This is a genomic window from uncultured Amphritea sp. (genome assembly GCF_937127095.1).
Taxonomy (GTDB): domain Bacteria; phylum Pseudomonadota; class Gammaproteobacteria; order Pseudomonadales; family Balneatricaceae; genus Amphritea.
In genome coordinates, this window is the sequence record NZ_CAKZLP010000054.1 from 347,138 (window position 1) to 359,662 (window position 12,525).

The window sequence follows — 12,525 nt, forward strand, 5'->3', positions numbered from 1 at the left end:
GCATAACGGCTGAATTAAACAAAATATACTGTATATTTGGGTAAGATACTCATTTTAAGGGACTATCCCTGCCTCTTCACTCGCAAGTTGCGAAGCAACGTCTAGCCAGGCGCGTAGCGCCGATTTAGCAAGCGACGAAGTCGCGTTCTGACTACCCCAATATGTAAAAAACGCGCCCTGAGGCGCGTTCGTTTTTACATATTAGGGTAGTTCGGCCCACCGCCGCCCTCCGGCGCCACCCAGGTAATATTCTGGGCTGGATCTTTGATATCACAGGTTTTACAGTGCACGCAGTTCTGGCTGTTGATCTGGAAGACTTTCTCTCCCGCATCGTTTTCCAGGACTTCGTATACGCCTGCTGGACAGTAGCGCTGCGCCGGTTCGTTGAACGTCGGCAAGTTCTGTAGCAGCGGGATGCTGCTGTCTTTCAGTTTCAGGTGACAGGGCTGGTTTTCCTCATGGTTGGTGTTGGAGATGAACACCGAGGAGGGTTTGTCAAAACTCAGCACACCATCCGGTTTTGGATAACTGATGGCAGCACATTCTGACGCTGGTTTCAGTTGTGCATAATCGGGATGGTTGTCATGCAGGGTAAACGGCAGGCTGAAGATGTTCTGATCAATAAAGTTCAGTGCGCCACCGATCATGGTGCCGTATTTGTGCAGCGCCGGACCGAAGTTGCGGCTGCTGTACAGCTCGTCATAAACCCAGGAATTTTTGAAGTTTTCGCCGTAAACGGTCAGATCATTACCGCCTTCATCACCAGCAGTCAGTGCGGCAAAGATCGTTTCGGCGGCCACCATACCGGACTTCATCGCGGTGTGTGTGCCTTTGATCTTGGCGAAGTTCAGCGTACCGGCATCGCACCCTAACAGCAGTGCGCCGGGCATGGTCATCTTCGGCAGGGCGTTAAAGCCACCTTTGGTGATCGCACGGGCACCGTAGGAAACCCGTTTGCCGCCTTGCAGATATTGGGAGATCAGCGGGTGATGTTTCATCCGCTGGAATTCGTCAAATGGGCTCAGATGCGGATTATCGTAGTTAAGATCGGTAATCAAACCGACGACAACCTGATTATCTTCGGCGTGATAGAGGAAGAAACCACCGCTGGCACCGGCTTCACTCAGCGGCCAGCCTGCACCGTGCAGCACCAGACCGGGCTGATGCTGATCGGCGGGCACGTCCCACAACTCTTTAATACCGATGCCGTAGTGCTGGGCATCGGCCTCTTTATCCAGTTCAAATTTAGCGATCAGCTCTTTGCCCAGATGGCCGCGGCAACCTTCGGTAAAGATGGTGTATTTCGCCAGCAGGTCCATACCCGGCATATAGCTGTCTTTCTGCTCGCCCTTCTCATCCAGACCCATATCACCGGTGCCGATACCGGCAACCCGGCCATCCTCACCGTAGATAATGTGCGAGGCGGGGAACCCAGGAAAAACCTCAACACCCAGCTGCTCGGCCTGTTCGCCTAACCAGCGGCACAGGTTGCCCACACTGGCGATATAGTTGCCATGGTTGTGCATGGTTTTGGGCACAAAGCCGTTGGGGATTTTGGTGGCTTTCTCGCCGTTTTTCAGCAGGTAGATCTGATCTTCGGTGACTTCGGTTTTCAGTGGCGCGCCCTGTTCTTTCCACTCAGGGAACAGCTCATCCAGGGCGCGGGGTTCAACCACCGCACCGGAGAGAATATGTCCGCCCACTTCGGCACCTTTTTCAACCACGCAGACCATCAGTTCGTGACCTGCGTCATTCGCCTGTTGCATCAAACGACATGCAGTGGACAGTCCGGCCGGGCCAGCACCGACAATCACTACATCGAATTCCATCGACTCTCTTTGCATTGTTTTTATCCTCGTCGTTTTGCGCTACTAAAACAGTTCTTCATCCAGCGCCATAATGCTTTCGCTGCCGGCGATTACTGATGCCAGGCAGGATTGTGTGCGCGGTAGCATATGTTCACAGAAGAACCGTGCAGTTGCCAGCTTAGAGTGTAAAAACTCAGTGTCGCTGTCACCTGCATCCAGTTTTGCCTGCGCCTGCACGGCGCTCTTCGCCATCAGCCAGCCACCACAGAGGAAGCCAAACAGCATCATAAAGTTAACGCTGGCACTACCCGGGGCACTCTTATCCGCTGCACTATCCAGCAACCACTGACGCGCTGCAATACCATTATCGAGTGATGTGCGGCACTGTTGTGCCGCCAGTGTAAACTGACCACCCAGCGATTCAAAGCGGCTGATATCAGCAGCCATCTCATCCAACAGAGACTGCAGGAATTCACCGTTATTCACCAGTGTTTTCCGGCCCACCAGATCCAGCGCCTGAATACCGGTGGTGCCCTCATAGATGGTCAGAATGCGGGCATCACGGTAGAACTGCGCTGCGCCAGTCTCTTCGATAAAGCCCATGCCGCCGTGGATCTGCACCCCCAGATAAGTCAGTTCCTGAGCGAATTCAGTCACCCAGCCTTTCACTATCGGCGTCAACAGATCAATGCGGTCCTGATTACCACGATCGGCTTCAGCGGCAGCCACTAAACAAAGTGCCCGCATCGCTTCCGTTCCGGATTTCATTGTCATCAGCATGCGACGCACATCGGGAAAACGGACAATCGGGAAACGACTACCATCTTTGTTAGTACCCTGCAGACGGTCTTTAGCGTACTGCAGTGCATGCTGGTAAGCCGCTTCAGATACTGCCAGACCTTGCAGGCCAACGCCCTGACGCGCATGGTTCATCATGGTAAACATGTAAGCCAGACCTTTGTTCGGCTCACCCACCAGATAACCCACTGCGCCACCGTTATCGCCAAAACTCATGACGCAGGTCGGGCTGCCGTGGATACCCAGCTTGTGCTCCAGAGACACCGCCGCAACATCGTTACGTTCAGCCGGATTGCCATTTTCATCCAGCAGGAATTTAGGCACGATAAACAGCGAGATACCCTTCACACCTGCCGGGGCATCCGGCAGACGGGCCAGCACCAGATGGACGATGTTATCCGTCATCTGATGGTCGCCCCAGGTGATAAAGATCTTCTGACCGGTAATCAGGTAGTGATCGCCATTCGGCACCGCTTTGGTTTTCACCGCGGCCAGATCGGTACCGGCATCGGATTCGGTCAGGTTCATGGTTCCGGTCCACTCACCGCTGACCATCTTCTCCAGATAGTTCTTTTTTAACTCATCGGTACCGTGATGACTGATCGACTCAATCGCACCCTGACTCAGCAGAGGACACAGCGCAAACGACAGGTTTGCGGTTTGCCACACTTCGTTAACAGCAGTTCCCAGAACATTGGGCAGATTCTGACCACCGAACTCTTCAGCGGCGGTCAGTGTGGCCCAGCCACCTTCCATATATTCCTGATAGGCTGCCGCAAAACCTGCAGTCTCCTGCACACCATTTTCACCCAGAACTGGATGGTTAAGATCACCTGTACGGTTTAAGGGTGCCAGTACACCTGAGCCCAGCTTGCCCGCTTCGGTGAGAATCACCGAGGCCAGTTCACTGTTGATATCCTCTAAACCGGCATCAGCACATAGCTGATCAAACTGAACCAGTTCATTCAGGACAAATTCTGCATCTTTGAGGGGGTGCTTATAATCGCTCATGATCACTACCTATATACGTTTCGTTTAGATCTGGCCGGACAGTTCCGGAACGGCATCAAACAGATCGGCTACCAGACCGTAATCAGCGACGGAAAAGATCGGTGCTTCTTCATCTTTGTTGATAGCGACAATCACTTTCGAATCTTTCATACCCGCCAGATGCTGAATCGCACCGGAGATGCCAACAGCAATATAGAGATCCGGCGCAACCACCTTACCGGTCTGACCCACCTGCATATCATTGGGCACGAAGCCCGCATCAACCGCTGCACGGGATGCGCCGACTGCCGCGCCGAGTTTATCCGCCAGGCTGTAGAGCATTTCGAAATTGTCGCCGTTACCCATACCCCGACCACCGGACACAATGATCGATGCTGCGGTCAGTTCAGGGCGGTCAGACTTCGCCAGTTCCTCTTTAACAAACCGGGAGTTACCGCTGTTGCACACTTCAGTAATCGTTTCGATCGTGGCGCTGCCACCTTCGGCTGCAACCGCATCAAATGCAGTACCACGGATGGTCAGCAGTTTGACCGCATCTTCAGTTTTCACGGTAGCGATGGCGTTACCGGCATAAATTGGACGCTGGAAGGTATCGGCTGACTCAACGCCGATAACATCAGAGAGCTGGTTAACATCCAGCAGCGCGGCAACCCGTGGCAGATAGTTCTTACCGTTGGTGGTGGACGGCGCCAGAATGTGGCTGTGACCACTAACCAGAGCAACGATCAGTTTGGCGATATTCTCAGCCAGCTGATGTTCATACGCGGCATTATCGGCCAGCAGCACTTTAGTTACAGAGGGGATCGCCGCAGCAGCATCCGCCACCGCCTGACAGTTATAACCCGCCACCAGCAGTTCAATATCGCCGCCGATCTGTTCCGCCGCAGCCAGAGTGTTCAGTGTTGCAGGCTTCAGTGCCTGGTTATCGTGTTCCGCTATTACCAGAATTGTCATCTGCCTGCTCCTCAAACTACTTTCGCTTCGTTTTTCAACTTATCCACCAGCTCACTGACAGATGCTACCTTGATACCCGCCTGACGTTCTGCAGGCGGATTAACCGCAACCAGTGTCACTTTGTTGCTCAGTTCAACACCCAGATCGGCCGGGGTTTTCACATCCAGCGGCTTGCGCTTGGCTTTCATGATGTTTGGCAGTGAAGCGTAACGGGGTTCATTCAGACGCAGGTCAGTGGTGATCACCGCGGGCAGATCCAGTTCCAGAGTCTGCAAACCACCATCCACTTCACGGGTAACCTGAACCTTGCCCCCTTCAACCTTCACCTCTGAGGCAAAGGTGGCCTGCGGATAATCCAGCAGCGCCGCCAGCATCTGGCCGGTCTGGTTATTGTCTGAATCGATAGACTGTTTGCCCATAATGACCAGCTGTGGCTGTTCAGCCTGTACGACGGCTTTCAGCAGCTTAGCGGCAGACAGAGCATCGGGGGCAGATTCGGTTTCAATCTGAATGCCCCGGTCGGCACCCAGCGCGAGTGCTGTACGGATCTGTTCCTGGCAGACTTTATCACCAATAGACACAGCGATCACTTCGCTGGCAACTCCTGCCTCTTTCAAACGAACCGCTTCTTCTACCGCGATTTCGCAGAACGGGTTCATCGCCATTTTAACGTTGGCCAGATCAACATCGCTGTTATCTGACTTAACACGCACTTTGACGTTGTAGTCGATTACACGTTTTACCGGGACAAGTATTTTCATAGCACTCACTTTGTGTATTGAGGTTTTTTATTGCGATCTAGTTTGCCTTTACGGGCCTGTAACAACAATAACGAAAAAAGCCTTATAATTGATATTTTCGGACACATAACCCCATTCAATTTCGGACAAGTCTGTTAATATCGGATAAACGAAACCATTATAGGACAGCCATGACAATGGCGCTGGAATATTCAGATGAGCTATAGCCACCACTCTGTTTCGATCCATTTTGCCAATGCCATGCTCAGAGGCGCTCGCCTTAAAGGCCTTAATGAGCAACAGCTGATGCAGGAGTCGGGTCTTAACCGCGAACTGTTAAGCAACCAGGAGGTTCGTATCACGCCGATGCAGCTGAGCCGACTGGTGCAGTCAATTCAGCGGCACGGCGACGATGATTATCTCTGTCTTGGCAGCCAGCCTTCCCGCTACGGCGTATTTGCACTGATGGCCAAACTGGTGATCCACAGTACCAGCCTCAGAGAGGTATATAAGCATGCCGTTCACTTTTATAATCTGGTTGTCCCCGCCTCTCAACTAAATTTCCGTGAGGAGGGAGACAGTGCAATATTTACGCTGACGCTCACCGAACCCGATAAAGACCCGGAGTTCGCGCTGCTGGATTTCCTGCTATTACTCTGGCATCGCTTCCCCAGCTGGATGATCGGCCAGCGAATCCCCCTTAAATATGTCACGTTTTGTCACGCTAAACCGGCTCACTTTGAGGAGTATCGGTTGATGTTTCCCTGCCCCGCCCTGTTTGACCAAACCGAAAACAGCTTCGCCTTCGATCGCTCGATTCTGACATCTCCGGTCGTGCAAACGCAGCAGAATCTCAGTAGCTATCTGAGCCGCGCACCGCTGGACTGGTTTAAACGCCAATCCTACTATCCGGTATACACCCGCAAAGTAATGGACTATCTGGAGCAATCCGAATCGATGGCTGACACCAGTATGGAGGAGATTGCCAGACAGATTCATACCACCACCCGCACCCTGCGACGTAAACTGGATGAAGAGGGCACCAGTTTCCAGGAACTGAAAGACAGCGTGCGCCGGGATGAAGCAATCCACCTGCTCAGCCAGCCTAACTTGCCAATCTCGCGCATCGCACGCCTGCTGGGATTCGCTGAATCTGCTGCGTTCACCCGGGCCTTCAAACACTGGACGGGCACCTCACCCAGTACTTATCGCAAATCAAAGAGCTAACAAACAAAATGACAGACGAGCCGCCCACCTTGTCCGATTTAATCAAAAGACTGGCTGCTCGCGCTATGGCAAAAATCCACTAATGCCAGCAAAATAAGGGTCCCTGAGTTACTTGATTACTCATTGGCTCGTGCCCTTAGAGCCAAAACTTTTAGCCGGTCCTGCTCAGCAGAGACCGGTTTTTTTATTCCCTCTGTTGACATCTGTATCACGCGCATCGGTGCAAGAAAAAAAAGCGGCCCCTTTCAGGGCCACAAAACATCCAATGAATTCTGCATAGCAGGGCATCACATCAGATGGTGCAAAATCATTAAAGCAACCAACACTGGCGAACATCTGACGCGCAACAGGCAATCCCTTCAGGCGATCAGCAGAGAGGCTTTGCGCGATATAGAATCGCTACATTCCTCTAAACAAAAGGGATTGAGACTGCCGGACTGTAATAATGAAATCCTCACGGTGTGCATACCATTACCAATTTCACGAATCACCAGCGTCCGGTAATGCTGACCATTACCCGGCTGCGACTGCGATAACCTGAACTCCAGCAGCTCTGCCAACAGATTACCCAACTGACACTGACTGTCTTTTTCATCACGTCCAATGAAAATAAGATCAGGCGACTCAAGCTGGACAATCTCGATAAACAGCTCCGCCAGCTCCATCGCTCCCGGACTTCTATCACAGGCACGAAACAGGGTGTAATCAACACCCTGCCGAATCAGACTTGCCGATTGTGCCTTACTTAATGGCTGTCCGATTGAGACAACTATTACTTTGCTGGCCCGATCATTCTGTTTTAGCAGCAGTGCTTCACGGATACTCTCTAAAGCCTGCTCTCCTGGTTGACGGAAGAGATCATCGGTATCAGGTGTCAGTATTACGGCAATCTTCATTATTATTTTTCCGTCTGACGTTCGGGTATGGAGCAGAGAGTCCCCTCTGCTCCATTTCAGGCTGGCTGAAATAAATTCTTATGTAAGTGCTTACTTCAGATCCTTGGCCTGCTGTCGCAGAATAAACTTCTGGATCTTGCCGGTTGAGGTCTTCGGCAGATCACCCACAACCACACGTTTTGGTGTTTTGAAGTGCGCCATATTGGCCCGACAGAAATCGATAATCTCCTGCTCGGTAACCGTTTCACCCTCAGTGGTGGTGATAAAGGCACAGGGTGTTTCACCCCACTTCTCATCGGGCCGGGCAACCACCGCTGCATCCTGGATTTTCGGATGGCGATAAAGCACATCTTCCACCTCGATACTGGAGATATTTTCACCACCGGAGATAATCACATCTTTGGACCGGTCTTTAATTTCGATATAACCATCGGCATGCCACACCGCCAGATCACCGGAGTGGAACCAGCCACCGCTGAAGGCATCATCCGTCGTGGATGGGTTTTTCAGGTAACCTTTCATCACCAGGTTACCCTGCATGAAGATCTCACCGATAGTCTGACCATCTTGCGGTACCGGCTCCAGAGTATCTGGATGCGCGACCATCAGGCCGTCCAGCATCGGCGCACGCACCCCCTGACGGGATTTCAGACGGGATTTTTTCTCCTCATCAAACTCATCCCACTCTTCATGCCAGGCGCACACAACAGAAGGACCATAGGTTTCGGTCAAGCCATACACATGGGTCACTCTGAAATCCAGTGCTTCCATCCCCTGAATAACTGAAGCGGGTGGCGCTGCGCCTGCGGTCATAACTTTAACCTGATGCTCAATCCCCTCTTTCATTGCAGCCGGAGCGGAGTTGAGCATATTCAGTACGATAGGCGCACCACAGAAATGATTCACTTTCTGCTCTTTTATCTGTTCAAAGATCATGTCGGCCCGCACATGACGCAGACTCACACTGGTACCCGCTGCTGCTGCAATAGACCAGGGGAAACACCAGCCGTTGCAATGGAACATGGGCAACGTCCACAGATAAACCGGATGCTGGCCCATATCCCAGGAAACAATGTTACTTACCGCATTCAGATAAGCGCCGCGATGGTGATATACCACCCCTTTTGGATCACCGGTGGTGCCGGATGTATAGTTCAGGGTAATCGCATCCCACTCATCAGCAGGCCTTACGCCAGGGAATGCAGCATCGCCTTCAGACAGAAACGCATCGTAGGTCAGATCACCGATCAGCTCGCCTTCGGCATAGGTCGGATCATCGATATCAATAACCAGGATCTTTTTGCCGATCATCTTCAGCGCTTTACGCACGACGGCAGAAAACTCACGTTCAGTAATCAGCACTTTGGATTCTGCATGCTGCAGTACAAAAGCGATCGCTTCAGAATCAAGACGGGTGTTGATAGAGTTTAAGACGGCGCCGCTCATCGGTACGCCAAAGTGAGCCTCAAAATGCTCTGGCAGATTGGGCGCAATGATGGATACCGTATCACCACTACCTATGCCCCGCTGTACCAGCGCACTGGCCAGCTGACAGCAACGCTGATAGGTTTCAGCCCAGGTTCTGCGTAGCGAACCATGCACAGTAGCAATACGGTTTGGATAGACCTTAGCACTGCGCTCAAGAAAACTCAGCGGCGTCAGTGCCATAAAGTTCGCCTGGTTCTGATCGAGAGACTGGTTATAGACGTTGTGATGTTCAGACATTGTAATTTCCTGTACTTATTGTCGGCCGCCCGCTGAGCAGCAGAATCCTGTGTAGACCTGAAATAGTGTTTAAATGAACCACCCTGAACCCTATCGTTCAGGTTGTGAGTGCTGGCAACCCTGTTTCAAGCCGATACCCTTGATATACACCCGGGATGTGGCGCAGAAATTAAGAAGCATTAACCAGCAGCAAAGGACAGTCGCCGATTGATATCGGCCAACTTCAGCATTGAAATGACTAAGTGGATATTGAGAAGGCATCTTTACTCTCTCCCGGCCATTGTCGTTGGCCAGCGTTTTTATTGTTATAGGTCACAGTATTGAGTCTGTGTTTAGTGGACAGTAAAGCTCATAATCATTGCCGCAATTTGTCTGAAATATAACCAAATGTAACAACCCCTATGGCGGGCTGACATTTGTTATAGAATCGGACGACAATAAAAAATGTACACCACAAGACGACCGCACTATGCTGTTCAGATCAAAACTGATGCAACGCTTCTTTCTTACCCTGCTGCTTATCATCTCGATGATATTTGTCACGGTGTACTTTTACTCAGTCCCGGTGATCAAGAAAAAGGTCTTCGAGATTGAACGAAACTCCAGTGCTATCGCCCTCAACAGCGTATTCTCCCTCGCCAATAAGATGTACGCCGATACGGAGAAATATCGCAGTCAGGCTCTGGAATCCCATAAAAAACGTTTGCGCACCGTGGTGGACCTGGCCGACTCCTTCTTCGTAACCGCTGTCGCTGAAGCGCGCCGCAACGGTTTCAGCGAAAACCAGGCACGGCAGGCGGCATTCGATCAGCTGAAAGGTTTTAAATACGGCGATAATGACTATATCTGGATCGCTGATCATAACGGCATTCTGCTATCCCACCCCGACCCGCGCTATCAGGGCAAAGATACCGCGACGTTTCGCATGAACGATGGCGACTCAGAGGTTCGCGCTATCATCGACCTGGCATTAAACCAGGGCGAGGGGTTCTATCAGTATAAATGGAATCGACTCGACTCTGAGAGGCCGCTGGATAAGGTCTCATTTGTTAAAAACTTCCCGCAAAGAGGGTTTGTCATCGGCTCGGGGGTTTACCTGGATGACCTGGATGCCGATGTTGAGCGAATTCGTAGTGAAGCCCTGACAGAGCTGCGCGAGGGTATTAATGAGATCAAGATCGCCTCGACCGGCTATCTGTTTGTGTTTGATGCCAGAACTAACATGCTGATCCACCCCAATGCCAATATTGCAGGGAAAAATTTTCTTGAACTGACCAACCCGGTCACCGGCAACTCCATCGCTGAAGATCTGATGCAGGTGGCAGATACCGGCAAAGAGCTTTATTACAAATGGGACCGGCCAGATGACCCGGGGAACTACAGTTACGAAAAGCTATCACTGGTTCGCCATCTGCCCGGCTTTGACTGGTATATCTGCTCTTCAGTCTATGTCGACGAGTTGCGCAGCAGCTCTGAACTCCTGACTGAGCGAATCATCACCATCGCCGTGATCGCTCTGATTGTCGCACTGCTGCTGATGCTACTGTTCAGTCAATGGATAACCCAGCCGATCAAACGTCTGGCCGACACCGCCGTGAGAGTCTCAGAGGGTGAGTTGTCGGCCAAAAGCGGTATCCGCCGTGACGACGAGGTGGGGCTGCTGGCGCATACCTTTGATACGATGGTGGAGCGATTACGTGATTCCATACAAAACCTCGATATCAAGGTGGAACAGCGAACCCACGCCTTAGCTGAAAAAAACCAGCAGCTGATCATCGCTTCCGAGTCGATGGCCAGCGCCAAAGAGGCCCTGGCGCAGTCAGAACAACGACAGCGGCAGATACTCGACGCCCTCCCCGCACAGATCGCCTATATTAACCCGCAACTGAAGATCCTCTTTGTTAATCAGGTGTTTGCCCGGATATTTCAGCAGGATAAGGCTGGCATGATTTATCAGCCGCTAGCGGCGGTCATCGGCGATGAGCTCTGTGCCCTGATTAACTGGCAACTTGAGTCAGCACTACAGGGCCAGCAAACCGCGGGGGAATATACTGAGCAGCATCAGCACCGGGAGATGATCTGCAAACGCATTCTGATCCCTTGCTTCGATCCGGACGGTGAGGTCAATGGCGTCTTGATTCTGACCTTTGACATCACCACCGAAAAAGATGCCGAACGCCAGTTGAATGAGGCACAGCGAATGAACGCCGTGGGACAGATGGCCGGCGGTCTGGCCCACGATTTTAATAACCTGCTAACCATAATCCTCGGCAACCTACACTCAGTGGGTGACCGCTATGCTGACGATGAGCAACTGCAGCGTTTCCTGGAGCCAGCAACCCGGGCAACCCGTCGTGGTGCCGACATCACCAGTCGGTTGCTATCGTTTTCCCGCAGACAACCCCTCTCTCCAACACTGATCGATATTGACAAGCTACTGCGGGACACCATAGAACTGCTGTCCAGCTCGCTCCCGGATAACATTACGATCGATGTGCACAACAAACACTCTGAGTTATGGCCGTTCGCTGACCCTGGCCGACTGGAGGACGCATTGGTAAACCTCGCGTTCAACGCCCGCGATGCGATGCCAGAAGGCGGTGAACTGAGCTTTCTGAGCCAAACCATTGAGGTCAGGGCACGGCTAGTCATGGACGAACTGGTTCAGCCCGGTCACTATTGTGAAATCTGTGTCACCGATAGCGGCACCGGCTTCACCGATCAGGCCCTGACACAGTGCTTTGAACCATTCTTTACCAGTAAAAGTAATGGCGCAGGCTCAGGCCTGGGACTGAGTATGGTGTACGGCTTTGTGAAGCAGTCAAAAGGCTATATCAGTATTCAGAATGCATCCGGCAGGGGCGCGACAATCACCCTCCTACTGCCAGCGAAAAACCCTGAAGAGATCTCTCCGATACATCAGATGAGTGATCAGCAAGCCTCTCTGGAGCAACAGGGAAAACTGGTTTGCCTGGTGGAAGATAATCCCGACGTGCGCTCGGTGGTGCGACAACAGCTCATTGATCTGGGCTTTGATGTGATCGACACCCACAGCGCAGAGGAAGCCAAACGTCTGATCCCATTACTGCCTGAACTGTATGGGCTGGTTTCAGATGTTATGCTGCCTGGCAACATCAACGGCATTGAACTGGCAAACTGGCTTTACCAGCGAAATAACCGTTGCAGGATCATACTGATCAGTGGATATTCCTATCAACAAAATGGGGAAAAACCAATCAGCCAGGCCTTTCCTCTGTTAAGCAAGCCCTTTGATATTGCACAACTAAAAAAGGCATTTCATGATTGCGACAAGAGATAAGCCGGGAAGTAACACACCATGGAGCAGACACTTTTCTCTTTGCGGAG

Annotated in this window: 8 protein-coding genes; 2 read left to right on the top strand and 6 right to left on the bottom strand. The window is 51.9% G+C overall.

The features are described 5' to 3' along the window. Positions 1 to 194 precede the first annotated feature (194 nt). From Q0499_RS13250 to Q0499_RS13265, 4 genes are read right to left on the bottom strand one after another with little or no spacing between them, the layout of a single operon-like run. Positions 195 to 1,844, bottom strand: coding sequence for an electron transfer flavoprotein-ubiquinone oxidoreductase (locus tag Q0499_RS13250; protein WP_299200162.1), 1,650 nt, complete (start codon positions 1,842 to 1,844; stop codon positions 195 to 197). 27 nt (positions 1,845 to 1,871) lie between these two features. Continuing rightward, a complete protein-coding gene (locus Q0499_RS13255) occupies positions 1,872 to 3,617 on the bottom strand; it encodes an acyl-CoA dehydrogenase (protein WP_299200163.1) in 1,746 nt (581 codons plus the stop codon). Positions 3,618 to 3,641: 24 nt separating this feature from the next. Beyond that, positions 3,642 to 4,571 carry an FAD-binding protein gene (locus Q0499_RS13260; protein ID WP_299200165.1) on the bottom strand — a complete coding sequence of 310 codons (930 nt, stop codon included), beginning with the start codon at positions 4,569 to 4,571 and terminating at the stop codon, positions 3,642 to 3,644. Between the two features lie 11 nt (positions 4,572 to 4,582). Continuing rightward, positions 4,583 to 5,332 carry an electron transfer flavoprotein subunit beta/FixA family protein gene (locus tag Q0499_RS13265; RefSeq protein ID WP_299200166.1) on the bottom strand — a complete coding sequence of 250 codons (750 nt, stop codon included), beginning with the start codon at positions 5,330 to 5,332 and terminating at the stop codon, positions 4,583 to 4,585. Positions 5,333 to 5,527: 195 nt separating this feature from the next. Between Q0499_RS13265 and Q0499_RS13270 the strand changes: the two genes are divergently transcribed. Further along, positions 5,528 to 6,538, top strand: a complete 1,011-nt coding sequence (locus Q0499_RS13270) for an AraC family transcriptional regulator ligand-binding domain-containing protein (RefSeq protein WP_299200167.1) — start codon at positions 5,528 to 5,530, stop codon at positions 6,536 to 6,538. A 359-nt stretch (positions 6,539 to 6,897) separates the two neighbouring features. On the opposite strand, the gene Q0499_RS13275 is transcribed toward Q0499_RS13270, so the two are convergent. Both Q0499_RS13275 and Q0499_RS13280 read right to left on the bottom strand, forming a co-directional pair. After that, positions 6,898 to 7,434, bottom strand: coding sequence for a hypothetical protein (locus Q0499_RS13275; RefSeq protein ID WP_299200168.1), 537 nt, complete (start codon positions 7,432 to 7,434; stop codon positions 6,898 to 6,900). Positions 7,435 to 7,524: 90 nt separating this feature from the next. Further along, positions 7,525 to 9,159, bottom strand: coding sequence for an acyl-CoA synthetase (locus Q0499_RS13280; RefSeq protein WP_299200169.1), 1,635 nt, complete (start codon positions 9,157 to 9,159; stop codon positions 7,525 to 7,527). A gap of 469 nt (positions 9,160 to 9,628) precedes the next feature. On the opposite strand from Q0499_RS13280, the gene Q0499_RS13285 reads away from it, so the two are divergent. Beyond that, positions 9,629 to 12,478, top strand: coding sequence for a cache domain-containing protein (locus tag Q0499_RS13285; RefSeq protein WP_299200170.1), 2,850 nt, complete (start codon positions 9,629 to 9,631; stop codon positions 12,476 to 12,478). Positions 12,479 to 12,525: the final 47 nt, after the last annotated feature.